Raw genomic sequence first — 26,630 nt, 5'->3', positions numbered from 1 at the left:
CCCACATGCCGTCCTTCAATCGTTCAGACTACATGCGAAGGGTTGGAGTTCCATTCATCCTCTATCGCGAGATGACCCAACGGGTCGACCGGCAATTCCACCGGTTCTGGCAGGCCTGTCGTATCCACACGGTCCTGGTCCTCGGCGGCGGTCAGATCCGCATCGGCGTCGTCCGGATCGGAGAGCACGGCGAGACCCTCGAGGGAAACGGTCAGCGCTTCGGTATCCTCCTCTATCAGGCTGGACAGGTCGTCATTCCCGTCCGGATCCGAGTTCGGCTGATCGTCGCCCGCCGCGACATCGATGCTGTCAAGCCCGGCGATGTCATCGGCGACGAACATCATCGCCTGGTCCGGCACGCCGGCGCCGGATGGATCGACCGTCACGACCAGGGACGATTGTTCCACCGCGCCGGACGGATGCACCAGCTGATAAGTGAAAGTATCCGTCTGCGGGTCGGTGAAATGCGCCAATGTTGAATCCGGCACATAGCTGTAATTGCCGTCTGCATCGACAGTCAGCGTTCCATATGCGCCCTGGATCGTCATGGCGCCGGTCACCTTCACGAAACTCGTGCCGTCAAATATCTGGAACGCCGTGAAGGTGGATCCCACGTCGTCATTGGCGAGCAGGTTGCCGCTGTCGCCGGCCACGCTTCCAACCTCATACTGGTCGGTATAGGTGACGTCGACATTCGTCGTGATGGTGGCCGAGACATTGACGAGCGTGCCGCTCAATGTCGATCGTATGCGATAGGTCCCCGCAGTAAAATCAATGGCGGAGAGGTCGAGCGACGCCACGACACCGAGACCGCCAAGGAGAATATTGAAGGAATCGCTCGCCACCACCTGCCAGCTGCCAGGTGTCGTCTCCCTTTCGAGATAAAGGACGCCATTGGACAGGGCCGCAAGCAGCACCGATACGCTGACGCTGCCGGAGACCTCCATGCTGTCGGTAATGACGAAACTATTGCTGGTATAGGTGCTCGTCTGGCCGAGACCGCCCGAAAGCAGGGTGGAGCCGCTGGCATTGAAGAATTCATTATTGGTGACATTGTCCCAGACGACGGACGCGCTCGCACTGTCTCCCGTCGCGGCGAATTCGAATGTCGCGGGAAGGCCCGGATCGGTATCGCTCCAGGTCATGGCCACATTGTCGCTGCCGATCTGGACGTAAAGCGTTGCGGTCCCCGTATTGCCGGCGGTATCCACCACCGTATACTCGAACCGATCGACCTGGCCGATACCCGCGCCATTCTCGAAAGGCGTGTAGGTATAGGAACCGTCAGCGAAGATCACCAGCTCGCCGAAGTCGCCCTGGATGGTTGTTCCGCCGGGCTCGACCGTCTGGCCATCCACACTCTGAACCGTCGTGCCCGCCGGCACGACATCATTGTCGATGACGTTGCCGCTCACCTCGACGGCTTCATATCCGCCCACTTCGGTGAAATCATAATCGGTGCCGCTCAGGGTCAATGTGCCGCCGACCCCGACGCCAAGCAGGCCGGTGAACCCCATGAAGGCGCGGTATTCTCCAGCCTCAAGCCCCTGAACGGTCCCGCTGGTGCCGCCAAAGAGCGACAGAGACAGGATCGTCGCGTTGCTCTGACCATCGATACTGGTCCATTGCTGGGTCGCCGCATCCCATTTCTGCACGACAAGACTGTAGTCGCCGAGAACCCCGGCTCCCAGAATTGCACTGAAATTAAATCCCAGATCCTGCTTGTGACCGGTCTCGACATCAAACTCGATCGTATCCGCAAATAGCTGCAGATCGAGGCCGGCAAGACTGACCACGGCCAGATAGGTATCCGCGCCAAGCGGCACATCTTCGGTCACGGTGGGAAGAATATTGACCTGAGCCGAGACCACATCATCCGTGGGCTCGAGATCGGCGTCTGCATCAGCATCAGCATCAGCATCCGCATCGGCGTCAGCATCTGCATCTGCATCTGCATCTGCATCAGCGTCTGCGTCAGCATCTGCATCCGCATCAGCGTCAGCATCCGCATCTGCGTCGGCATCTGCATCCGCATCAGCGTCGGCATCCGCATCGGCATCTGCGTCTGCGTCGGCATCCGCATCCGCATCTGCATCGGCATCGGCATCAGCATCCGCATCAGCATCAGCGTCTGCGTCAGCATCCGCGTCAGCATCTGCATCCGCATCAGCGTCAGCATCCGCATCAGCATCTGCGTCGGCGTCAGCATCCGCGTCAGCATCTGCATCCGCGTCGGCATCTGCGTCAGCATCCGCATCTGCGTCGGCATCCGCGTCTGCGTCGGCATCTGCATCCGCATCAGCGTCAGCATCCGCATCTGCGTCAGCATCCGCGTCTGCATCCGCATCAGCATCTGCATCTGCATCAGCGTCAGCATCCGCGTCTGCGTCAGCATCCGCATCAGCGTCAGCATCTGCATCAGCGTCGGCATCTGCATCCGCGTCTGCATCTGCATCCGCATCAGCGTCAGCATCTGCATCCGCGTCGGCGTCAGCATCTGCATCCGCATCGGCATCAGCATCTGCGTCAGCATCTGCATCAGCATCAGCATCAGCATCAGCATCAGCGTCGGCATCTGCATCCGCGTCTGCGTCTGCATCTGCATCAGCATCCGCATCAGCGTCAGCATCTGCATCTGCATCCGCGTCTGCGTCAGCATCCGCATCGGCGTCAGCATCAGCGTCGGCATCTGCATCCGCATCTGCATCAGCATCCGCATCGGCATCAGCATCAGCATCAGCGTCGGCATCTGCATCCGCATCAGCATCTGCATCCGCGTCAGCATCCGCATCAGCGTCGGCATCTGCATCAGCATCTGCGTCAGCATCTGCATCTGCATCTGCATCTGCGTCAGCATCCGCATCGGCGTCAGCATCTGCGTCGGCATCTGCATCCGCGTCAGCATCCGCATCCGCATCTGCGTCGGCATCCGCATCTGCGTCAGCATCCGCATCCGCATCCGCATCTGCATCAGCGTCAGCATCTGCATCTGCATCTGCATCAGCGTCTGCGTCCGCATCGGCGTCAGCATCTGCATCCGCATCAGCGTCAGCATCTGCATCCGCGTCGGCGTCAGCATCTGCATCCGCATCGGCATCAGCATCGGCATCAGCATCTGCGTCAGCATCTGCATCAGCATCAGCATCAGCGTCGGCATCTGCATCCGCGTCTGCGTCTGCATCTGCATCAGCATCCGCATCAGCGTCAGCATCTGCATCTGCATCCGCGTCTGCGTCAGCATCCGCATCGGCGTCAGCATCAGCGTCGGCATCTGCATCCGCATCTGCATCTGCATCAGCATCCGCATCGGCATCAGCATCAGCGTCGGCATCTGCATCCGCATCTGCATCCGCATCAGCATCTGCATCCGCGTCAGCATCCGCATCAGCGTCGGCATCTGCATCAGCATCTGCGTCAGCATCTGCATCTGCATCTGCATCTGCGTCAGCATCCGCATCGGCGTCAGCATCTGCATCCGCGTCAGCATCCGCATCCGCATCTGCGTCGGCATCCGCATCTGCGTCAGCATCCGCATCCGCATCCGCATCTGCATCTGCATCAGCGTCAGCATCTGCATCTGCATCTGCATCTGCATCTGCATCAGCGTCTGCGTCTGCGTCCGCATCGGCGTCAGCATCCGCGTCGGCATCTGCATCTGCATCTGCATCAGCGTCTGCGTCCGCATCTGCATCTGCGTCGGCGTCAGCATCTGCATCCGCATCAGCGTCGGCATCTGCGTCAGCATCCGCGTCTGCATCCGCATCAGCATCTGCATCTGCATCTGCATCAGCGTCAGCATCCGCATCTGCGTCAGCATCTGCATCCGCATCAGCGTCGGCATCTGCATCCGCGTCTGCATCTGCATCTGCATCTGCATCCGCATCAGCGTCAGCATCTGCATCAGCATCAGCATCAGCGTCGGCATCTGCATCCGCGTCTGCGTCTGCATCTGCATCAGCGTCGGCATCTGCATCCGCATCAGCATCAGCATCAGCATCTGCATCCGCGTCAGCATCAGCATCAGCATCCGCATCAGCGTCGGCATCTGCATCTGCGTCAGCATCTGCATCCGCGTCAGCATCCGCATCCGCATCTGCGTCGGCATCCGCATCTGCGTCAGCATCCGCATCCGCATCTGCGTCGGCATCAGCATCTGCATCCGCGTCAGCATCAGCATCGGCGTCGGCATCTGCATCCGCGTCTGCATCTGCATCAGCGTCTGCGTCTGCGTCTGCGTCTGCGTCCGCATCGGCGTCAGCATCCGCGTCGGCATCTGCATCTGCATCAGCGTCTGCGTCCGCATCTGCGTCGGCGTCAGCATCCGCATCCGCATCCGCATCGGCATCAGCATCTGCATCCGCGTCAGCATCTGCATCCGCATCGGCATCCGCGTCAGCATCAGCATCAGCATCTGCATCTGCATCAGCGTCAGCATCCGCGTCTGCGTCTGCGTCAGCATCTGCGTCGGCATCAGCATCCGCGTCAGCATCTGCATCCGCATCGGCATCTGCGTCGGCGTCAGCATCCGCATCAGCATCTGCATCCGCGTCGGCGTCAGCATCATCACGGGAAGAGCCGCCAAGCGCCACGGCGGCACCGCCGGCCAGAAGGCCCAAGACAGCAAGGCCGAGAATGGAGCCGTCATGCGGTGAAGCACCGACCAGCTGGTCTACGCCCTCTATCTGCGAAAAACGGAAATCCGCCAGACCGTCGCTGTGCTCACCTAGCCAGAGATTGCCATCTTCGTCTTCCAGCACAAGCTGGCTGTGTTCGCCATCGATCTCGCGGTAGAAATTTCCGACCCGGATCGTCTCGCCGGAGCGCATGCGCAGGAGGAGATCGTCACCCTCGCGCACGAAGTCGGCGACCTCGTTGCGACCGGCGCGGATCTGTACGATACTCGGTTTGTCGATGTTCAAATTATCGAGCGACACGGTCCGAGAACTTCCGGCGGCCTTGTCGGTTATTATCGCAACCATGAAACTGTCCTCCTGCAACACGGCAACATCGGCGACAGAAATTCACTGCCGCCCGGGACACCAAGCAACATTCAAGAAACTGGATTTTTGCGAACGGCTGACCGCCGCGACGTACAGAGCCCGAAATCAGCCGGCTCTGCTCTTTTGCCTAAAGGGGAATTTCCCTCTCAAGGACCTCTCCCATCCTCATAATTGCATAAAAAACAGACATCGCAAGGAAAAAACAACCGGGGAGAGCATTAGCGTGTTCTTTTATATCGCCGCCGCTCGAAATCCGGCGACAAGCGGCCCCTCAAAAATCAGGGGAAATTGAAGCCGGCGCGGATGGCGCAGCCGTCTCGAAAATACCGGGTGCAAACCGGTTTTTCGACCGGCAGATAAGGCGCTATTTTAGCGTGACGCGCTTTGTCCCGGCCAAAGGCGGCACCCTCACAGGCGGCGCGGAAAAGGCCTGCCGCAGCATCGTGACGCAGCGCGACCGCGCATTTTCCAATCCGGGCAGCAGCGCCCATCGGTTTCATAAAATTGATAAAAATCAAAAAGATAAATTACCGATGGCTGGCTTGCCCATGCTGCATGTCAAAGGGATATGCCCTGGACCGTCTGGCCTTCCAGTGAAAATGCCTCACGCATCCGACCGGCATTGAAGGTGCAGTCGATGTTCAACCTATGCAGGTCATATTGGATGTTGCTGATATCGAACCTTGCGGCATGCAGTTCCTGGTCGGCATTGAGCAAATCGAGCAGGCTTCGTGTGCCGAGTTCAACATATTGTGTACGGTAGAGATCGCGGGTCTGTCTCATGGTCGATTGCCGCGTCGAAAGCGAGCGGCGCAGGCTTTCCTTGCTTGCAATCTGGCTGCTGGCCTCGGTGAGGTTTCGCAGAATATCGACCCGCGCGCGCGCTTCCGCGGCCTGGGAGGCGCCGAGCGCCTGCACCGCCATGTTCCGCCGGGCGCTCGTCGCGCCGCCATTATAGAGGCTGCCCGTTACCTTCAGCCCGACACTATAGTCCGGATCGAAAGAGCCGATTTCCGTCACATCGACCCCAATTCCCGCATCGAGCGAGAGGGTTGGCAGCCCTTCGGCCCTGGCAAGATCGATCTGCGCAGCCGCGGCTTCACGATCCGCCTCCGCCTGCATGACCGCCGGCACGCGCGACCAGTCCATCTCCCGGGCAGCGCAGGCCTTTGACAGCCAGGCCGGTATCGCATCCGATACATCGATCCGTCCGGCAATGCCGCTCAAATTCGCAAGCACCGCTTCCCAACGGGACAATTGTCCTTCGATTTCCAGCAATGTGGCCTCGGCCGCCTGAACGCGCGCTTCCGCCTGCAGCAGGTCGGAACGGGTGCTGGCGCCCTTGTCGGTCCGCGATTTGACCAGTTCCAGAATGGCTTTCGTATCCTTGATCTGGTCACGTGCGACACCGCGCAGGGAACGGTTGCGCTGAATCTCGATGACCGAATAGGCCGCCTCGCGTGCAAGATCGTCCACCGCCATCAGTATCTGCGACTTCCGGCCCGCAATACCGGCCGTGGCAATCTTGACCCGGTTGTCGACCTTGCCGAAATCATAGAGCATCTGTGAGACGTTGAAGTTCAGGTCCGGGCTGTAGCGATCCGATCTATTGGTATTATACGAGGAATCCAGCCCCCAGCTGAGATTTGGCAGATAGCCGGCACGGGCTTCGTTGACGGACTCGGTCTGCTGACGCAGCCGACCGATCGTCTCCGTGACGGCAGGATGCCAATCAACCGTCTTTCTGACTGCGGCCTCAAGCGACAGCGGCCCCTTGTGTTCAACCCTTTCGCGCCTCTGGGATGTGACCGGACCGGCTATGGACCCTGTCACACCCGGCAATTCCACGCCGTTCGTCCCGGTTGCATGGCTGCCGGGCGCTGTCGCGCCTGCAGCATCTGCCTGCTGTTTTCGAGCGTTTGAACCATTCGCGCACCCTGTTGCAAGGGCGCTGGCGGCAATGGTGCAAAGAAGGGCTGGAAGCCAATGAGACCGCATTCAACGTTCCACCTTCAAACGAGAAGAATGAGCAACTTGCCAGTACGCGAAACGGGAATCGTGGCCTTTAATACGCCGATACAAATCCGGCGTTAAAAGGCAGAACTAGGCCAACATGGTTAATGATGGGTTAATTGTGTACAGTGAGTATTCGTCAACGCAGGATAGAATACCGGGGCGTCGCGGTATTCGCTGGCCGGTTGTCCGCGCCTCAGAATTCCGGCCCTTGCAGCGTGGTTTTCCCGCAGGAAAGCACTGTTTCAGGCAAGCATTTTCCTTGTCCTACGGCGGTCCATGTCTGCTGCGACAGCGCGCCACCCAAACTTATGGCACAGGCCGGATCCCCGCATCCGTCGTACGCAACAGCCTCTCCACCACGGCAAGCAGGGCGTTGAGCGGACGATCATCCCGGTAAAAGGGAACGGCGGCCCTGACGCGCCGGTAGATTGCACGGGTGCCGGGCGCCATGCCGGCGTCTCCCGGCTGCATGTCATAGGCCTGCGCCGCGCACAGGACCTCGATCGAAACGATGGTTTCCAGATTGGCGATGATGGAAAGCGCCTTGTCGGCCGCGGGCGTGGCGTGGGTGAGAATGTCTTCCTGCAAGGCAGACGTAATGCCGCCATCCAGACTTGCGGGCGCGGCCAGCCGCCGGTTTTCCGCCGCCAGCGCCGCCGCCGTATATTGAATGATCATGAAGCCGGAACAGACGCCGCTGCCTTCCGCCAGAAAAGCCGGCAATCCGCTGACCAGCGGATTGACGAGACGGTCGATGCGGCGCTCCGCAATGCTCGCCAGCTCCGCAGCCGCCACGGCAAGGCCATCCATGGCAAGCCCCAATGCCGCACCGACCGCATGCGCCTGCGAATGCACCTGCGGCACATCCGGCGAGCCGGTGACGACCGGATTGTCGGTCACGCTTGCCAATTCACGATTCACCACCTCGCCGATCTGCGCGACGCTGTCGCGAATGGCGCCGTGGATTTGCGGCACGGCGCGAAGGCTGAGCGGATCCTGCGTGCGCGACCCGGCCGCCCGCGCCAGCAACGGACTGTCCGCAAGCAGCCCGCGAAGATTGTTTCCGACAATCCGGAGACCCGGGGATGTGCGCAGGGCAAGCGGCACCGCCGAGAAGGGATCGGACTGCGCTCCGAGATTTTCATAACTCATTGCGGCGGCCGCATCCGCCCAGTCCAGCAGGCTTTCCATATGCGAAAGCGCCAGACAGGCTAGTCCGGTGGCGCAGGGCGTTCCGTTGACGAGGCTCAATCCTTCCTTGGCAAGCGGCACGAGCGGCGCGAGACCAGCCGCCGCCAGCGCCTGCCGGCCGGACAGCCTTTCGCCGCCATGCATCGCCTCACCTTCGCCGATCAATACCAGCCCGATCGCCGCAGCATGGGTGATATATCCGACCGAACCGCGCGAGGGAATGACAGGCAGAATATCCGCATTCAGAAGGATCAGCAGCGCCTCGACGGTTTCCACCCGGATGCCGGAAAAGCCATGGGCGAAATTGATGATCTGCGCGGCCATGACGGCCCGCGTCTTCTCCCGCCCCAGCGGTTCTCCCACCCCGCAGGAATGGCTGAGCAGGATGTTTCGCGACAGGGCCTGTTGTCGATCCCTGTCGACGATTACATCGCACAGGGCGCCGACCCCGGTATTGATGCCGTAGCCACGCACGCCTTTCGACACCAGCGCCTCGACAATGGCACGCGCGTCGGCAATGCGCGTCCACGCCGCATCCGCAAGCTGGAGCCGCGCGCCTTTCGCCACCATGGCGACATCCCGCCACGATGCGCCCTGATCGATAACGACGGTCTCAATCATGATGGGCCGCCCCTGCGCCGGTGCGCCGCTGCACGAAGCGGGCGACATAATCATTGGCGGGGCGGTTGAGAATATCGTCCGGCGTTCCGACCTGCACCAGTTTCCCGTCCTTCAGAATTGCGATCTGCGCCCCGATGCGCAACGCCTCATCCAGATCGTGCGTGATGAAGACGATGGTCTTCGAGAGGTTCTTTTCCAGCTGCAGAAGCTGATCCTGCATATCCGCGCGGATCAGCGGATCGAGGGCGGAAAATGCCTCATCCATCAGGATGACGTCGGTATCGGCAGCCAGCGCCCGCGCAAGGCCGACACGCTGTTTCATGCCGCCGGAAAGCTGGTGCGGCATCTTGTTTTCGTAACCGGCAAGCCCGACGGTCTCGATCCACTGCATGCCGATCGGGTTCGCTTCCGCCTTGGACAGGCCGCGTACGCGCTGGCCATAAACGACATTCTGCAACACGCTGCGGTGCGGCATCAACCCGAAATTCTGGAACACCATGCTGACGCGGCGATTGCGGAAATCGCGCAGGTCCTTGGCGTTCAGATCGAGCACATTGCTGCCGCCAACCAGAATTTCACCGCTTGTCGGCTCGATCAGGCGGTTGATATGGCGCACGAGCGTCGATTTTCCCGAACCCGACAGTCCCATGATGACGAAGATGCGGCTGCCGGCAATATCAAGGCTGACATTGTCGAGGCCGACGCTGCATCCCGTCCTGGCCAATATTTCGGCCTTGTCGGCGCCGTCCCGCGTCATGGCGAGCGCAGCCTTCCAGTTACCGCCGAAAATCTTGGAAACGTTACGGATTGCGATATCAGTCATCGCCGCGCTCCTTCCGGCTGGATTGGCCGAAGCCCTGCGTAATACGGTCGAGGACGATGGCGAGAATGACGATGCCCAGGCCCGCCTCAAGGCCTTTGCCGACATCCAGCGTCTGAATTCCATTCAGGACCTGTTCGCCCAGACCACGCGCGCCGATCATCGAGGCGACAACCACCATGGAGAGAGCCATCATGATCGTCTGGTTCAGACCGGCCATGATGGTGGGCGTGGCGAGCGGCAACTCCACTCCGAACAGGATCTGCGACGGGCTGCCACCGAAAGCGGTTGCCGCCTCCACCACTTCGCGATCGACCTGACGGATGCCGAGATCGGTCAGGCGGATCAGCGGCGGTACGGCATAGATGATGGTCGCCAGCACCGCCGGCACCTTGCCGAGACCAAAAAGCATGATTGCCGGGATGAGGTACACGAAGCTTGGCATCGTCTGCATGACGTCGAGAACGGGCAGCGTGATGCGCCGCATGATCTGGCTCTTGGCGAGCCAGATGCCGACCGGAACACCGATGATGACGGAGATCAGGCTGGCGATGAGCATGAGCGCCAGCGTCTGCATCGTCAGGTCCCACAGACCGAGAGCGCCGACGACCAGCAGCATGATACCGACCATGATGACGAGCGAGATCTTGCGCGCGGCAAACCATGCAAGCACGAGGAAGGCGAGCAGCACCAGCCACCACGGCAGGCCGCGCAATATCCACTCCATGAACAGGATAACCTGCAGGATGGTCTGCGAAATCGCCTTGAACACGAAGCCGTAATTGACGACCAGCGACTGAACGAAGTCGTTGATCGGGCCGCGAATGGAAATATGAAAAGTTTCAGGAAACATCGGGTGACGTCCTCGCAGCTTGCCGTCTTCCGTCCCCGACGGTCACGGCTCTGACGGGAAAAAGCCGCATGCCGATCCGGCATGCGGCTCCGTGATTGCTACTTGATCGCGGCTTCGATCCGGGTCTTGGCCTCCGGCGACACCCATGCGCCCCAGATATCGCCCTTGGTCTTCAGGAAACGTGTCGCGGCGGCAACCGCGTCAGCCTTTTCGTCGACCATGTAAGCGAGGCTGGCATTGACCTCTTCAAGTGGGAAAGTGGCCTTGCCGAGGATGTCCATGATATCCGGCGCGGCCTTGGCGAAGTCACTGTTGACGCCATAGGCAACCTCGACCGCCGGGAAAGCGCAACCCGCATCACGCTTGCCATCGGCGCTCGTCAGCTCCTTCCAGCAGGCTTCGGTATAGGCCGGTTCGGAAAGCTGCACGAGCTTGTATTTGCCCATGATCGCAGTCGGGCTCCAATAATAGAACAGCAGCGGCTCACCCTGCAGATAAGCGGCGCTGATCGCAGCATCCAGCGCCGTGCCCGTACCGGGGCGGAAGTTCACATAAGTCTGGTCGAGCTTGTAGGCCTGAAGCTTGGCGGTATTGACGCCCTCGCAGGTCCAGCCCGACGGGCAATTCAGGAAACGTCCCTTGGACGGCTCTTCGGGGTCCTGGAAGAGGGCGACGACCTTCGGATCGGAAAGCTGTTCGACGCTTTTCAGGTCGGGGGCTTTTGCCTCGATGCCCTTTGCCGCATCGCCCTTGATCAGATATTCGGGCACGAACCAGCCCTCGGAGGCGCCGACGAAGGTCTTGCCGACAGACGTGACCTGTCCTGCGGCAGCGGCCTTGTTCCAGACGTCGGAGCGGCCGATCCATTCCTCGGCGAAAATCTGGACGTCGTTATTGGCCGTCGCCTGTTCCAGCGTCACGGAGTTGCCGGGAATGGAATCGACCTTGCAGTCATAGCCCTTCGACAGAATGGCCTTCATGACCTCGGTAACAAAGGCGCCGCTCTCCCAGTCGATACCGGCGAAAGTAACGGTCTTTCCCTCTCCGCAATAGCTGGCGGCATGGGCCGAGCCCATCGGCAGCACCGCGAACAGGGCGCCGGCGGCCAGCGCGAATTTAAATTTTGCATTCGGCATTTTATTCCCCTTTTTGATTGATGGTTGGCATGGTGTCGGCGCAGATTCACGCGGCGCCGGCGCGGGATATTCCTGATGACATGGCGAGAGAATAGCGACCCTGCTCATGGGCGGCGGAACCGGTCGTCATGGCGACACACCATGAAAGACGTGCCGCCGGCCGCACAATTCGGAACCACAAAGACAATCACTCCTCTCAAGTTCACTATACAACTTAGATAAAATAGCATTGGTCTTGAACCGCCCCATAACGACGGCAAGAGTCATGATCGGGCGACAAGCGGACATGAAAGAGGATTATCAATATGCATTCACAGACCCTGCTCCCATTGCCGCAAACACCAACCTGAATTCCATTGTCATCCTCACCTTGGCCAGCTGCGGAAGATGCAATCGCAAAAGATCGGCACCCCACCTCTGCTATCGGCGTTTCGCAAGTTGTATATGTAACTTTGCACGGTTTTAGGAGACAAGCAAGGGCAAAGATGATATTTTGCATATGCTGGCGATGCTGGTTATATTTTAGGCAATCCGCCGATTTTTAGGGAGTTTAAATGCCGTCCGTGATCGAAAGCGACCTTGCCGTATCCAGCGAGTACCCCTCTCTGCCGCTCTATGAGCGTGTCAAAACGCAAATCAAGGCAAAGATCGCGAGCGGCGAATGGCCCCTCCATCACCGGGTCCCTTCCGAAAACGAGATGGTGGAGATGCTGGGGGTGAGCCGAATGACGGCCAACCGCGCCCTGCGGGAACTGGCGACCGAAGGTGTCATCGTGCGCGTGCAGGGGCGTGGCTCGTTCGTCGCATCGAAAAAGAGAAGCGCCGGCATGATGGGTGTGCGCAACATCGCGGACGAGATCAAGGAGAGGGGCTCTTCCCATCAGCCGCACCTTATCCTGGCGCAAACGGAAGTCTGCGGTCCCGACCTTGCTTCCGCACTGGAAATCGACGTCGGCGCGAAGATCTTTCATTCGATCATTGTCCATCACGAGGACGATGTGCCCATCCAGCTGGAAGACCGCTTCGTGAACGCCAAGGTCGCGCCGGACTATCTGCGGCAGGATTTCAGTTCCATGACGCCAAATGCCTATCTGACGGCAGTGGCGCCTATTTCCCGCACCGAACAATTCATCGAAGCGGCAGCACCCCAGCCATGGGAATGCAAACTCTTGGCGATCGGGCGAAATGAGCCCTGCCTGCAGGTTCGGCGACGGACCTGGTCTTCGAGCCATGCCGTCACCTCGGTGCGGCTTTTATATCCCGGCAGCCGCTACCGGCTGGAAAGTCAGGAGTAAGCAAACCGCGGTCATGCCATGGCCACGCTTTGTGATGGATGGTGACGGCGCCCGGTCGCGGCACTATTTCAGGTAATTGCGCACCTTGCCAACGATGGCGGCCGTCTCGGCCGGATCGATCTCGTTGGGCACCAGAAGCGATATGCCCGCCTGGCTGTTATAGGCGCCGGCCTTTTCCGCCGGGAAAGCAATGGTCTTGAGGTCGCCATTGCTGTTTTTTCGCGAACCGACAACATAACCGTCCCTTTTCAGCATCGCGATTTCCGCAACGATGGTTTCAGCGGTGACATGCCACTGCCGATAACGGTCGGCATTGATTTCCAGAATCTTGTCGCGCGCGCCGGCATCCATCTGCGCCAGCACGCAAACCCCGCCAAGGCCGACACCAAGCGGCAGACGACCGCCGATGCCCTCGAACAGCGCCTGTATCGGCGATGTGCCGAGTGCGAAATCGAGACAGACGGAATCGAGACCGGAACGAACCATCAGATAGCTGGAGAGCCCCGTTTCCGCACTGATGGCGATGAGCGAGGGGCGAAAGAAATTCACCATGTCGTTGATGCTGTGCGACTTGTTCGCCAATGCATAAATGCCGGGTCCGAGGCGGTACGCCCCTCGCCGCCCGGTCTGCTCGACTAGGCCAAATTGCGAAAGCGCCACCAGCGCACGATGAACCGCCGACTTGGCATCATCAAGCCGCGTCGCCAGATCGGACAGCGTCAGCCCAGGAGGATTGGCATCGCCAAGCGCCATCAGGATTTCCGCGGCACGCATGACGTTGCTCGACGATTTTTTCTCCAGGTCCAATAAAGCCTCCTTGAGCAATGGAGCGGCCTGCCCCGTCTTTCGACAGGGCAGGCCGCTCACGCATTCAAGCTGTGAAACGTTTTCACATTGCTTGTCAATTCCGTCCGGCGTCGGCCGATTTCGAAGACGAACGGCATTCATTATAAAGCCGCGCCGCGTCCTCAGCCGTTATCCTGCCTTCGCGCACATCCCGCGCCACCTGCTGGCTTTGCCGGCCGGCGGCAGCCCCATAACCGCCGGCGCCCGGGGTGACGATCTCCAGAATATCCCCGGCCTTCAGATCCGTCGAACCATCGACGAAACCGTCGCGGCTGCCGTTCAGGGTGAAATAACCGCGCGCACCTTCCAGGCCGCCATCGATGCCCCATGGCGCCGAAACGAGGCGGGACCCCATGACCTGCACGCGGCAATCCGCCTCGGCGCGATACACCCGGCGAAGGCCCATGCCGCCACGATACATGCCCGCACCGCCGGAACCGTCCACCAGCTCGTAGCGGAGCAGGGTGATCGGATATTCATTCTCCAGCGCTTCGACCGGCAGGTTCGACGTATTGGTCATGTGAACATGGACGCCATCCAGCCCGTCCTTGTTCCAGCGCGCGCCGGAACCGCCGCCAATCGTCTCGAGATAGACCCAGAGGCTCTTGTCGGTCCGCGTACCGTTGAAGCTTGCCACGCCGACGGAGCCGTTGGATGCGGCCGTCACCCGCTGTGGCACGATCTGCGCCAGCGCACCGTGGATCAGATCGACGACCCGCTGGCACGCCGTGATGCGCCCGTCGACGGCAGCCGGATGGCCGCAACGCAACAGCGTGCCCTCTTCGGCCGTGACGTGGATCGGCCGGGCAAGACCGGCATTGGGCAGGATCGTCGGGTCGACGATCGATTTCACCGCATAATAGACCGTGGCCAGAAGCGCGGTATAGACGACATTGAGACCGGCCCGCACCTGCGGCGGGCTGACGAAATCGAGATGCATCTCATCGCCCTTCACCTCGATCGTCACGCCGAATTCCAGCTCGCCGACGAGCGCCTCGCTGTCGAAGCGGTCCCTGAAGGAATAAATGCCGTCGGGAATCGAGGCAATGCCAAGCCGCATCTTGCGCTCTGCATAGTTCATCAGCTCGGCACCGGCGGCCATTACCGTGTCCAGCCCGTATTTTTGGCACAATTCGTTGACGCGGGTAATGCCCAGACGGTTCGCCGCCATCTGCGCGCGCAGGTCAGAAATACGCTCATGGGGAACCTGGCAATTCAGCAGGAAAAGCCGCTGAATATCCTCCTGAAGCACGCCTTCGCGATAAAGCCGCACCGGCGGTATGCGCAAACCCTCCTGATAGATGTGGGCGTGGCCCCGGTCCGCAAAGTCGGAATGGTGGGCGGTATTGATCGCCCATGCCACCAGTCTGGCCTCAACGAAGATCGGCGATGCCATGACGATATCGGGCAGATGCGTGCCGCCACCCTCATAGGCATCGTTGCCGATGAAAATGTCGCCCGGCTTGATGTTGTCGATACCAGGCGAGCGCATCAGATAGGGGATGAAGCCAATGAAGCTGCCGAGATGCATGGGAATATGCTCGGCCTGGCACAACATCGCGCCATGGGCATCGAAAAGCGCGGTGGAGCAATCGCGCCGTTCCTTGATATTGGTTGAATAGCTCGCTCTCACCAGGGCCTCGCCCATTTCCTCGACGGTGGAGGCAAAGGCGCTGGCGATCACCTCGACCGTGATGGGATTGAGAGCGGCTGTGAGTTCCTGACCGACGTTAAGCATCACTTGGCCTCAAGAATAAGATTGAGATAGGCATCGACCGTCGCCGTCATGTGCATCGGCACAACTGTGGTCGTGTCCATCTGGTCGATGATGGCCGGACCGGTCACGACATTGCCGGCCTTCAGCTTGGCCCTGTCATAGAGCGTTGCGGTGACGAAGCCGCCGGCCTCCATCATCCAGACCTCCCGCGACCCCGTGATCGCCGCCGAAGAATCCGGGCCTTCGATCGGCGCCGGCTGGAACTCGGCCTTCTCCACCAGGCCGCTTGCCGCGACACGGAACGTCACCATCTGGATCGGCTCCCCTTCCGCGACGAAACCGTAAAGCTGCCGATGGGCATTCAGGAATGCCGCTTCGATGGCGGCAAGCGTCTCGGCCGTGACCGGTCCTTGCGGGACTGCAACCGAAATCTCGTAATTCTGCCCGGCATAACGCACATCCACGCTGCGGGTGACCTGTCGCGCCGCCTCTGCGATCTCCTCACTGCCGAACCAGGCAAGCGCCTTGTCCTCCAGCGCCGAATAGATCGCGCCGATATCCTCGGTCCGCGCCTCGTCCAGCCGCGTCAGCTGGGTCGATGAAAAATCGGTACGCAGATCCGTCATCAGAAGTCCCAGCGCACAAAGAACGCCGGGGGTGCGCGGCACGAGAATGCGCTTCATGCCCAGTTCCTTCGCCAGACGGGCGGCATGAACCGGCCCTGCGCCTCCGAAGGCAACAAGCGTATATTCGCGCGGATCGTATCCGCGCTGGACGCTGATGACGCGGATCGCCTTGGCCATGTTGGCGGCGACAATGTCGAGAATGCCGTTTGCGGTTTCCAGCACGCCCATGCCGAGCCTGTCGGCAAGCGTCTGAACGGCGGCACGGGAAAGCTCCTGGTCGATCTTCATGCGGCCGTTCAGCAGATATTTCGGGTTCTGCGTCTGCAAAAGCACATTCGCGTCCGTCACCGTCGGCTCCGGATTGCCGAGCCCGTAGCAGGACGGACCGGGATTGGCACCGGCGCTGCGTGGCCCGACCTTCAGAAAGCCGCCATTGTCGACATAGGCGATGGAACCGCCGCCGGCGCCGACCGTGTGAATATCGAGCATCGGCGCCTTGATCGGGTAACCGTGCACGACGGCCTCATTGACCACCTGGCATTTCCCGCCGGTCAGAAGCGCAACATCGCTGGATGTCCCCCCCATATCGAAGGTGATGAGGTTTTCAATACCCGTCATGCGGCCGATGGCCTGGGCGGCGACGACGCCGGTGCTGGGGCCTGACAAAACGGTGCGCACCGGCAGGTCGGCGGCCGTATCGAAACCGATGACGCCGCCATTGGATTGCGTCAGCTGCGGCGATACGGCAATGCCGAGATTTTTCAGCTTGCCGCTCAGCGCCTGCACGTAACCTTTCATGACCGGGCCGAGATAGGCATTGACCACCGTGGTGGAGAGCCGTTCAAATTCACGGAACTCCGGCGCGATCCTGTGGGAAAGAGCCGCAAAGGCTTCGGGAAACTCCTCCGCCAAGATGCGGCCGGCAACCGCTTCATGGTCTGAATTCAGGAAGCTGTAAAGGAAGCACACGGCAATGGATTTCACGCCGGCCTGTTTCAGCTGGCGCACCGCGGCGCGAAACTCTTCCTCGTCGAGGGAAAGCTCGGTCTCGCCATTGGCCAGCACACGTTCCTTCACCCCGATGCGCAGATCACGGCTGACCAGCGTATCGGGCTTGTCGGCCTGGATATCGTAAAGGTCCGGCCGCTTCTGGCGGCCGATTTCCAGAAGATCGCGAAAACCATCCGTGGTGATCAGCCCCGTCTCGACGCCGCGCCCCTGAATGAGGGCGTTGGTGGCAACCGTCGTGCCATGCCCCAGAAAGGCGACATCGGCCGCGGACGCACCGACTTCGCCGATCCCCTCTTCCACGCCCTGCGTAATACCACGCGACGGGTCATCCGGCGTGGACGACACTTTCCAGATTTTCACCTCTCCGGTCTTTTCCTCAAACAGACATACGTCCGTGAACGTACCGCCGGAATCAACGCCGATGCGCCAGGCCATGAAGCTCCCCTTCCTGTTTTGGGGCAGGTTCGCCCCGAGGTCGCCCCATGTAAGGACCGATCCGAAAATGTGTCAATCTAATTCCAATAAAAGGATCATAATTTTATTATTAAACCTACTATCGGATTATAAGGTGAAATTTCGCATGTCTGAGTGCGTAAAAATCCAAATATAAACCGATTATAGGATTATATAAAATTAATTGGCCCTTTTATTGGAATTTGCTTGACGATTTTTGTTTCCGGTTCTTAGCTTGAGGCCATGGAGACCGCCGGAACACCGTTGCGGACATCCAACGACCGGCAGATCCGTCATCGGGTGGAAGAGATGATTAAGTGACGGCGAAAACGCGGGTCGGCGCTCGATAAGGTGGCATGACGAAAGCACGAATACGTGCGCGCCGTGCCTGAACGCCATACATACGAGTCAAAACAAGAGGGAACTGCAATGATTCTGAATCGTCGAGATCTCCTGAAATATCTCGCAATATCCGGTGCCGTCGCATCCATGCCGGGGCAGCTTTTCGCCGCACCGGAACAAAAAACGCTGCGGGTCGGCCTCTCGACATATCCGGCGCATTTTCGCCCATGGATCAATGTCGGTTATGCCGGACAGCTCGTGTCAGCGCTGATAAACCGTAATCTCGTCAGTTACGACGCCAAGGGTCAGCTGGTGGGCGAACTGGCGGAAAGCTGGACACGCGAAAACGACCTCACCTGGGCGTTCAAGCTCAGGCAAGCGAAGTTCTCCAACGGAGAGCCGGTCACCGCCGCCGACGTCAAATGGACGCTCGAAAAGATCGCGGCGGAAGGTTCCGGCGCCTATATGCGCGACCCCGTTACCCAGATCGCCTCCGTCGAGGTGGTCGACGACCGAAACTTCAAGCTCGTCACCAAAGCGCCGGACGTGACGATCCCCTCGGTCATGGCCTATCCCTTCCTCGGCATCATCGCGGCCAACTCCACCGATGGACAGGAACAGGGCATCGGCGCCGGTCCCTTCACGATCACCTCCGCCGAAAAAGGCGTCGGCATTACCCTTGCCGCCTCGGAACATTACTTCAAGGAAGGGCTGCCGGCGTTTCAGACTGTCCAGATCACGCCTTATGCCGATGAAAATCTGCGGGTTGCCGCGCTGAGCGCCGGTGACGTCGACATCATCGACTATGTGCCCTGGAGCGCGATGGACACCATCGAGGAAGACAAGAACCTCAAGCTCGACGCCATGGCCTCAGGCGCCTTCATGTATCTGAGCTTCAACGGCTCCGGCGTTTTCAAGGACCCGAAGCTGCGTCAGGCCGTCGCCTTCGGCATTCGCCGCGAGGAAATCGTGAATACCGTGTTTTACGGGCGTGGCGCGACGCTTTCCGGCGTCCCGAGACCGTCCGTTTCACCCTATTACAACAAGGATCTGGCCAATTACTGGTCCTACGATCCCGACAAGGCGAAAGCGCTGCTGAAGGAGGCCGGGCATGAAAACGGTCTTGAGGTGACGCTGCTCGCAACCTCGCAATACACCATGCATTCGGGCATTGCCGTGCTGGTGCAATCCCACCTTGCCGAAATTGGCATCAAGGTGAACCTGACCATGCCGGACTGGGCGACACGCGTCACCATGGGCAATCGCGGCATCGGCGATTTCGCGGTTCAGGGCATCGGCATCGATACGCTCGATCCGGACGCGGCCACGACGGTGATCGATCCGTCGCTCACCCAGACCTTCCTCAGGAGCCGCAATTTCGAAGTGCCGGGGCTGAGCGAACTCCTTCAACGGGGCCGGCAGGAAGGCGACGAAGCCAAGCGTGTGGCGCTCTACGCCGAAATCGACCGGCTCGTCTGCGACAATGCCAGCTTCTGCGGCCTGGCCTATCGCGCCACCGGTTTTGCCCGAAATGCACATGTGCAGAACCTGGAGCTGCTGCCCGACCAGATGTCCCCCTTCTCTGCCACTTTGTTCGACAAGCTCGCGCTTGCCTGACATCATCTCCACCCGTCTTCGCCAGCCATCCGCGTGGCGGCGAAGACGGAGTGTGGCGCAAGCGCCGCGCCGTTTTCGCACGCGGCAAGACCCGCCACGGCATCGGGAAAGTAGGGTTTCATGAGCTGGTTTTTCAAACGCGTGATGGTCAGCCTGGTCATGCTGTGGGTGATCGTGACGCTGGTTTTCATGTCCATCCATTTCGTGCCGGGCGATCCGGTGGAACTGCTTCTGTCGCAGGATGGCGGATCGGCCGATCCGGCGACCGTTGCGATGATCCGCGAGGATCTTGGGCTGAACCGCCCCGTCTTCGAGCAATATGTCGAAAAGATCAAAGGACTTGCCGCCTTCGATCTCGGCCGCTCCATGGTGGACGAAACGTCCATATCGGCGGAGATCGCAAGACGCCTGCCGCGCACGCTGGAACTCATCGGCATGGCAGCCCTCATCAGTCTGGCAATCGGCCTGCCCGCCGGCATTTTCGCAGCCCTGCGCAACGGTGGCGTTTTTGACCGTGTCGCCTCCTATATTGCCGGTTTTGCCCAGGGCATTCCGGTCTTCGTGCTGGGAACGCTGATGATCCTCGTTTTCTCGCAGATGCTGAAACTGACGCCGGCGGGCGGTTTCGTCGCCTTCTCCCAGCAGCCCGGACGGCATATGCTGCTTCTGCTCATGCCAGCCCTGTCGATCGGCATCGGTCTTGCCGCCATCGTCTTTCGCATCACCCGCGCGTCCACGCTTGAGGTGCTGCCACTCGATTACATCCGGACCGCCCGCGCCAAGGGTCTCGGCAAACGCCGCATCGTGCTGCATCACATTCTGCGCAACGCCTTGATCCCCGTCATCACCATCTTCGCCTTGCAGATCGGCACCCTGCTCGGCGGCACGGTTCTCGTCGAATATGTCTTCAACTGGCCCGGGCTTTCGGGAATGCTGGTCAGCGGCGTCAATGCCCGTGACTATCCCACCGTGACTGGCGTTATTCTCGTCATTTCCGCCCTGTTCATCGGCCTCAATCTCATGGTCGACATTCTCTACGGCCTGACCGATCCGCGGATACGCAAATGACCACACGCCCGATTTCCCTTCAGGCCCGCGACATTCCGGCCATTTTTCTGGTCCTTCTCGTCACCGTCAGCGTTCTGGCGCCGGTGTTGCCGTTACAGGATCCGCTGCTCATGGACACCGCCGCCAGATTTGCCGGCCCGTCGGGCGCCCATCTGCTGGGTCAGGACGAATACGGGCGCGATATTCTCGTGCGGCTTGTCTTCGCCATCCGCAACTCGCTGCTCGTCGCCTTTGCCGCCGCTATTCTCGCCGGCGTCATCGGCACCTCACTGGGCATTCTCGCCGGCTATTCCCGCGGCCTCACCGAATTGCTGGCCATGCGTTTCATCGACATCGTCCTGTGTTTCCCGCCGCTCCTTCTCGCCATGCTGGCGGTCACGCTTTATGGCCCAGGCCCGGCCACCCTCATTCCCGTTCTCGCCATCGTTTTTGTGCCGAGCTTCACCCGCGTCGCCCATGCGAGCGTGCTGTCCGTCCGCTCGCAGGATTACGTCGAGGCCGTGCGCAGCATGGGCGCCAGCAATGCGCGGGTGATGCTGACCACCATCCTGCCGAACATTGCGGGGCCGGTCATCGTGCAGTTCAGCTTCACGGTCGCCGTCACCGTCGTTCTGGAATCGGGGCTCTCCTTCCTCGGTCTCGGTGTCCTGCCGCCCGCACCTTCGCTCGGACTGATGATCGGCACCGGGCGCGCAACCCTTTCTCAGGCGCCGATGCTGCTTGTCTGGCCATGCCTGGCCCTGACGGCGATGATCCTCGTTCTCAATGCCTTCTGTGACGAGCTGCGCGACAGGCTGGACCCGCGAAGCAGCAAAATCAGGGGGCAATGATGACTGACACACATTCTGAAAAACGCCTGAAGCCCGGCCTTTCCGTATCCAATCTGTCGATCTCGTTCCGCACCAAGGACGGCTGGACCTCGGTGGTGCGCAATATCGGCTTCGAGATCGCACCGGGCGAAACGCTGGCGATCGTCGGCGAATCCGGCTCCGGCAAGAGCGTCACCGCGCTTTCCGTGCTCGGCCTTCTGCCCGAAAACACGGCAAGGATCGAAGGTTCGATAAAACTCGGCGAAAAGGAAATCCTGTCGCTGCCGCCGCGGGAATTGAAAGCGCTGCGCGGCAATGACATCGCCATGATCTTCCAGGAGCCGATGACGTCGCTGAACCCGACCATGTGTATCGGCGACCAGATTGCGGAATCCATCATCGCCCATCGCGGCGTGTCGAAACGCGAGGCGCAGGCCGAGGCGGTCCGGTTGATGGAAAAGGTCCGCATCCCCTCCGCCAGCCGCCGTTATCGCGATTATCCGCACCAATTTTCCGGCGGCATGCGTCAACGCGTGATGATCGCCATTGCCCTTGCCTGCAAACCCGCCTTGCTGATCGCCGACGAGCCGACCACGGCGCTTGATGTCACGATACAGGCGCAGGTGCTGAACCTCATCAAGGAATTGCAGGAAGAGGAGGGTATGGCCGTCCTCTTCATCACCCACGACATGGGCGTGGTCGCCGAGGTCGCCGACCGCATGGTCGTCATGTATCGCGGCGACATGGTGGAACAAGGCGAGACGGCGGAGATTTTCGCCAATGCCCGCCATCCCTATACCAGGGCCTTGCTTTCGGCCGTGCCGCAGCTGGGATCGATGAACGGCATCGGCGAACCCCGACCCTTTCCGATCTACGACATCACGACCGGCGAGGCTTCGCCCGCCTGCGAACACGGCTCTACCGTCGATCCATCCGAAACGCTGATCGACGTCAGGAACCTTTCCATTCGCTTCGACGTCCAGCAATCGTTCCTCGGACGTGTGACGGCCAGGGTGCATGCGGTGGAAAACGTCAGCCTGAAACTCGCGCGTGGTGAAACTCTCTCGATCGTCGGCGAATCCGGCAGCGGCAAATCGACCACCGGAAAGCTGATCACCGGGTTGCTGGAACCGACCATCGGAAGCGTCGAGATTTGCGGCAAGCCGATGAAGCCCGGCACCCGGCCGTCGCTCAGCCGTTCGGTCCAGATGATCTTTCAGGACCCTTTCGCAAGCCTCAACCCGCGCCTGCCGGTCGGCCGCGCGATCACCGAACCGCTGCGCATCCACAAGCTTGCCACCGCCGCGGAACAGGAAGAAATCGCCGCCGCGCTGCTCAAACGTGTCGGCCTGTCGCCCGACATCGCCCATCGTTACCCGCATGAGTTTTCCGGCGGCCAACGGCAACGCATTTGTATTGCCCGCACGCTTGCACTGAAACCGAGCGTCATCATCGCCGATGAAGCGGTCTCCGCGCTCGATGTCTCGGTAAAGGCGCAGGTCGTCAATCTGCTGCTGGAATTACAGCAGGAAATGCAGCTCGGCTTCATCTTCATCTCGCACGATATGGCGGTGGTGGAACGCATCAGCCACCGGGTGGCGGTGATGTATCTCGGCGAGATCGTCGAAATCGGACCGCGCGCCGCCATCTTCTCCAATCCCGCCCACCCCTATACGCGCCGCCTGATGGACGCCGTTCCGGTGCCGGATCCGGCAAGGCGACGCAGCCGCCGCAGCGGGATCGAAGGCGAAATCCGCAGCCCCGTGCGGCCGGGCGACTATGACGCTCCCGCCCGCAGCTACCGTGAAATATCGCCCGGCCATCTCGTACTTGAAACCGGCCCCGAATGGGCGGCCTGATCGCCCCCGCCACCGACGCCAGAGGTTAGAACCATGCCCCTCTCCATTCCCCTTTCACCCTTCGAAGGCGATAGGGACCTTCCCGAAAAAGTCGATGTCGTCGTCATCGGCGGCGGTATCATCGGCATCAACACCGCCTTGACGCTGGCCGAACGCGGCGTTTCGGTCGCCGTGGTCGAAAAAGGCGTGATTGCGGGCGAGCAGTCGGCGCGCAACTGGGGCTGGACACGGCAGATGGGCCGCGACCCGGCCGAAATCCCCCTCACCATGGCAAGCCTCCGGCTCTGGTCGGAGATGAATGCCAGGACGGGGGAGGAAACCGGCTGGCGCAGGACCGGCATCACCTATCTCTGCTACAACAGACATGATCTCGACCTGTGGGGCGGGTGGTACGACAAGGGCAAGGCCTTTGGCCTTCAGTCGGAAATGCTGACGGGCGCGCAGGTCGATGCATTGCTGCCCGGATCGTCCGGCGGCGTGATCGGCGGCCTTCACACGCCCTCCGACGGACGGGCGGAACCGACCATCGCAACCGTTGCCATGGCCAAGGCGGCACGGCGCGCCGGCGCGCATATTCTCACCCAATGCGCCGCGCGCGGCATCGAGCGCAGCAGCGGCCGGATTTCCGGGGTTGTCACCGAACGCGGCGGCATCGCCTGCTCATCGGTGGTGCTGGCCGGCGGCGTCTGGTCGCGGCTTTTCGCCGGCAATATGGGGCTCGACTTCCCGCAGCTGAAAGTGATGGGCACGGTGGCCCGCGTCACCGGTATCGAGGGCATATCCGACATGCCCGTAGGTGCCGGCGATTTCGCCTATAGAAAAAGGCTCGATGGCGACTACACCGTCGCGCTTCGCAACGCCAATATCGCCAACATCGTGCCAGACAGCTTCCGGCTTTTCACGGAATACATGCCCGCTTTCGTGCAGACGTGGCGCGAACTGAAGCTGAGGATCGGCAAGGCTTTCATCGATGAGCTGGTGATGCCCAAAAGCTGGCAGCTCGATCAGAAAACCGCATTCGAAACCATCCGCACGCTCGACCCGGTGCCGACGCGGTCGTTCAACCGCACCGTGCTTGCCAATCTCGCCCGCGCCTATCCCGCCTTTGCCGAGGCGCGCGTGGTCAGCGAATGGGCCGGCATGATGGATGTGACGCCCGATGCCGTGCCCGTCATCAGCAGCGTCCCCTCCGTTCCCGGCTTTTTCATCGCCTCCGGCTTTTCCGGCCATGGCTTCGGCATCGGCCCCGGCGCTGGGCGCCTGATGGCCGATATCGTGATGGGGGGCGATACGCTGGTCGACCCCGCACCGTTCAACATTTCCCGGCTTCGCCCGAAACTCGCCGTCGCGGCTTGACGATGACGGGCCGGCCAATGCCCCAGAGCAGCAAACCCGTCGTCGTCATCAGCGGCGCGTCACGCGGCATCGGTGCCGCGGTGGCGCAAACCATGCTGGATGCCGGCTGGGCCGCAAGCCTTGGCATGCGAAACCCCGCTGCCTCTGCGTTCAGCGGGCCGGACGTCCTCAACTGCCGCTATGACGCCCTTGACCCGGCATCGGAACGATCCTGGTTCGCACAAACCCTGGCAACATACGGGCGTATCGATGCTCTCGTGCTGAATGCCGGCATGATGATCAAAAAATCCGTGCTCGAGGCAACCGATGATGATTTCGACACCATCTTCGCCGTCAACGTCAAATCGCCGATGCGGCTCAGCCAATATGCCTGGCCGCATCTTGAAAAAGGGCCAGGGCGCATCGTCATCCTCTCCTCCCTGTCCGGAAAGCGGATCAAATCCGATGGTTCGGGGCTGTACGGCATGTCGAAATTCGCACTTACGGCGCTGTCGCACGCCCTGCGCCAATGCGGCCGGGAAAGCGGCGTGCGCTCTACCGCCATCTGCCCGAGCTTCGTGGCGACGGACATGTCAAGCACATTGACGGGCGTCGACCCCGCACTGCTCACGCAGCCCGAGGACATTGCCGCAATCGTGCGAAGCGTGCTCTCCCTGCCCTCGCGGGTCAGCATCGCCGATATTCCGGTCCATTGGTCGGTCGAGGACTGCTACTAGAGACCGGGTCTCCTCAAGGACAGAGATAGCCCGCCGACCGCTCCGTCCGACGCAATCGGCAGCCATACCGAAAAGCGCCTGCAGGGGCGGCGCCACAAACGATCGTGACCGCGATCAGCGGCAATGCGGGCAACGGATATAGCGCGGGTTCCAAAACGGAGGGAGCCTCGGCATCTTTGCGAGGGCCTGGGAAAAAATCCCCTTTTTTAGATTTTACGTCTAATATTTAATCAACCACAAGAAATGCATGCGTTTTATGCGCGAATTACTACCCAAAAGAATAGTAATCGTCCACTCAAGCCAGCCATACTACCCATCCGAAAGAGCGAAGCCCCTATTCGCCAAAGCCCTTTCGCCACAGGGCAAGCCGATGCACCGTAAGACATCGGAACAAGCAGCGCCCGGACGCTCAAGGACACGGGACAGCGACTTTCGCGGCCCGGACACCGCCCGCCTGTAAAGCCGTTGCGGCGCTTCAAGGAGGTATCGAAAATTGCGTGACACCATCGTCAATATTCGTGTCGTATCCCCCATTGTAACACGCGGCTTTCGCAAGCTGTCGGATCTCCGGGCGCTGGAATATCCCGGCATCAGCCTGTCCCACGCCGAAATAACCACGGGGCCGGGCTCAATCGAAAGCGAGTTCGAGGCGGCGATGTCCGTTCCCGGCACCCTGCTCGAAATCGCCCGCGCCGAACGTGACGGCGTCGATGCCGTCATCATTGATTGCATGGGCGATCCGGGCCTGCGCCCGGCCCGGGAGATTTCCGGCATGGTCGTTCTCGGGCCATGCCAAACCGGCATGCATGTTGCTTCCATGCTGGGACACAAATTTTCCGTCATCACCGTCATGCGCCGCCTGATCCCATCCTTTGAAAACACCGCCGCCCTTTGCGGCCTTTCCGGCAAGCTGGCCTCGGTGCGCAGTGTCGACATTCCCGTGCTCGCTCTTGAGGCAGATCTTGCCGCCACCGCCCGCCGTCTCGTCGAGGAAGGCAAGAAGGCGGTGGAGGAAGACGGCGCGGAAGCCCTGATCTTCGGCTGCACCGGCCTGATGGGATGCGCTGCCGGCCTGCGCGAGGGATTGCTCGCCGAGGGCATCGACGTTCCCGTCGTCGATCCCATCCCGACAGCCGTTTCCATTGCCGCTGGCCTCGTCCGCGCCGGCCTTTCCCAAAGCAAGACGACCTATCCGGCGCCGCCGGAAAAGGAACTGATCGGTTACGACGCATTGCACGGGGCCATGCTGCCGCAAGCGGCTGAATGATGGGAGATGGG

Annotated in this window: 18 protein-coding genes and 1 pseudogene; 8 read left to right on the top strand and 11 right to left on the bottom strand. The window is 60.7% G+C overall.

Translation table 11 applies throughout. The features are described 5' to 3' along the window. Positions 1 to 23: 23 nt before the first annotated feature. The 8 genes and pseudogenes from ACI2KA_RS05450 to ACI2KA_RS05415 form a co-directional block, all read right to left on the bottom strand. Positions 24 to 1,871 carry a BapA/Bap/LapF family large adhesin gene (locus ACI2KA_RS05450; RefSeq protein WP_404500427.1) on the bottom strand — a complete coding sequence of 616 codons (1,848 nt, stop codon included), beginning with the start codon at positions 1,869 to 1,871 and terminating at the stop codon, positions 24 to 26. Further along, a complete protein-coding gene (locus ACI2KA_RS05445; RefSeq protein ID WP_404500447.1) occupies positions 1,835 to 4,645 on the bottom strand; it encodes a hypothetical protein in 2,811 nt (936 codons plus the stop codon). Before ACI2KA_RS05445 ends, ACI2KA_RS05450 begins: the two co-directional genes overlap by 37 nt. Before the next feature lie 64 nt (positions 4,646 to 4,709). Continuing rightward, positions 4,710 to 4,979: pseudogene (locus tag ACI2KA_RS05440) on the bottom strand (BapA prefix-like domain-containing protein); the annotation flags it as partial. Between the two features lie 579 nt (positions 4,980 to 5,558). Continuing rightward, a complete protein-coding gene (locus ACI2KA_RS05435) occupies positions 5,559 to 6,833 on the bottom strand; it encodes a TolC family outer membrane protein (RefSeq protein ID WP_404499945.1) in 1,275 nt (424 codons plus the stop codon). 489 nt (positions 6,834 to 7,322) lie between these two features. Continuing rightward, positions 7,323 to 8,828 carry a histidine ammonia-lyase gene (gene hutH / locus ACI2KA_RS05430; protein ID WP_404499944.1) on the bottom strand — a complete coding sequence of 502 codons (1,506 nt, stop codon included), beginning with the start codon at positions 8,826 to 8,828 and terminating at the stop codon, positions 7,323 to 7,325. Further along, positions 8,821 to 9,651, bottom strand: coding sequence for a glycine betaine/L-proline ABC transporter ATP-binding protein (locus ACI2KA_RS05425; protein ID WP_404499942.1), 831 nt, complete (start codon positions 9,649 to 9,651; stop codon positions 8,821 to 8,823). Before ACI2KA_RS05425 ends, hutH begins: the two co-directional genes overlap by 8 nt. Further along, entirely contained in the window at positions 9,644 to 10,501 is an 858-nt protein-coding gene (locus ACI2KA_RS05420) for an ABC transporter permease (RefSeq protein WP_404499940.1), read from the bottom strand. The genes ACI2KA_RS05425 and ACI2KA_RS05420 overlap by 8 nt, the downstream gene beginning before the upstream one ends. Positions 10,502 to 10,599: 98 nt before the next feature. Then, positions 10,600 to 11,637 (bottom strand): ABC transporter substrate-binding protein, encoded by a 1,038-nt coding sequence (locus ACI2KA_RS05415; RefSeq protein ID WP_404499938.1) that lies wholly within the window; start codon positions 11,635 to 11,637, stop codon positions 10,600 to 10,602. Between the two features lie 554 nt (positions 11,638 to 12,191). Here ACI2KA_RS05415 and hutC point away from each other — a divergent pair. Further along, on the top strand, positions 12,192 to 12,932 hold the full coding sequence (gene hutC, locus ACI2KA_RS05410) for a histidine utilization repressor (RefSeq protein ID WP_404499936.1): 741 nt from the start codon (positions 12,192 to 12,194) through the stop codon (positions 12,930 to 12,932). Between the two features lie 63 nt (positions 12,933 to 12,995). On the opposite strand, the gene ACI2KA_RS05405 is transcribed toward hutC, so the two are convergent. From ACI2KA_RS05405 to ACI2KA_RS05395, 3 genes are all read right to left on the bottom strand, one after another. Next, positions 12,996 to 13,739, bottom strand: coding sequence for an IclR family transcriptional regulator (locus ACI2KA_RS05405; RefSeq protein WP_404499934.1), 744 nt, complete (start codon positions 13,737 to 13,739; stop codon positions 12,996 to 12,998). A gap of 94 nt (positions 13,740 to 13,833) precedes the next feature. Then, entirely contained in the window at positions 13,834 to 15,516 is a 1,683-nt protein-coding gene (locus tag ACI2KA_RS05400; protein WP_404499932.1) for a hydantoinase B/oxoprolinase family protein, read from the bottom strand. Next, positions 15,516 to 17,567 (bottom strand): hydantoinase/oxoprolinase family protein, encoded by a 2,052-nt coding sequence (locus ACI2KA_RS05395; protein WP_404499930.1) that lies wholly within the window; start codon positions 17,565 to 17,567, stop codon positions 15,516 to 15,518. The genes ACI2KA_RS05400 and ACI2KA_RS05395 overlap by 1 nt, the downstream gene beginning before the upstream one ends. A 447-nt stretch (positions 17,568 to 18,014) precedes the next feature. Here ACI2KA_RS05395 and ACI2KA_RS05390 point away from each other — a divergent pair, with 447 nt between their 5' ends. The 7 genes from ACI2KA_RS05390 to ACI2KA_RS05360 all read left to right on the top strand — a co-directional run bounded on the left by ACI2KA_RS05390 (position 18,015) and on the right by ACI2KA_RS05360 (position 26,619). Then, a complete protein-coding gene (locus ACI2KA_RS05390) occupies positions 18,015 to 19,544 on the top strand; it encodes an ABC transporter substrate-binding protein (protein WP_404499928.1) in 1,530 nt (509 codons plus the stop codon). Between the two features lie 120 nt (positions 19,545 to 19,664). After that, positions 19,665 to 20,612, top strand: a complete 948-nt coding sequence (locus ACI2KA_RS05385; protein ID WP_404499926.1) for an ABC transporter permease — start codon at positions 19,665 to 19,667, stop codon at positions 20,610 to 20,612. Next, positions 20,609 to 21,442: an ABC transporter permease gene (locus ACI2KA_RS05380; protein ID WP_404499924.1), complete on the top strand. Its 834-nt coding sequence runs from the start codon at positions 20,609 to 20,611 to the stop codon at positions 21,440 to 21,442. Before ACI2KA_RS05385 ends, ACI2KA_RS05380 begins: the two co-directional genes overlap by 4 nt. Continuing rightward, positions 21,442 to 23,280: a dipeptide ABC transporter ATP-binding protein gene (locus tag ACI2KA_RS05375; RefSeq protein ID WP_404499922.1), complete on the top strand. Its 1,839-nt coding sequence runs from the start codon at positions 21,442 to 21,444 to the stop codon at positions 23,278 to 23,280. The genes ACI2KA_RS05380 and ACI2KA_RS05375 overlap by 1 nt, the downstream gene beginning before the upstream one ends. A gap of 33 nt (positions 23,281 to 23,313) precedes the next feature. After that, positions 23,314 to 24,636 (top strand): NAD(P)/FAD-dependent oxidoreductase, encoded by a 1,323-nt coding sequence (locus ACI2KA_RS05370; protein WP_404499920.1) that lies wholly within the window; start codon positions 23,314 to 23,316, stop codon positions 24,634 to 24,636. 17 nt (positions 24,637 to 24,653) lie between these two features. Further along, the gene (locus ACI2KA_RS05365) at positions 24,654 to 25,352 is read left to right on the top strand and encodes an SDR family NAD(P)-dependent oxidoreductase (RefSeq protein WP_404499918.1); all 699 of its coding nucleotides are present in this window, start codon (positions 24,654 to 24,656) and stop codon (positions 25,350 to 25,352) included. 493 nt (positions 25,353 to 25,845) lie between these two features. Beyond that, entirely contained in the window at positions 25,846 to 26,619 is a 774-nt protein-coding gene (locus tag ACI2KA_RS05360) for an aspartate/glutamate racemase family protein (protein WP_404499916.1), read from the top strand. Positions 26,620 to 26,630: the final 11 nt, after the last annotated feature.

Origin of the sequence: Agrobacterium sp. NPDC089420, assembly GCF_044900305.1 — a bacterium.
GTDB lineage: Bacteria > Pseudomonadota > Alphaproteobacteria > Rhizobiales > Rhizobiaceae > Agrobacterium.
The sequence above is the reverse complement of the archived record's forward strand: the minus strand, read 5'-3'. Positions and strand labels throughout refer to the sequence as shown.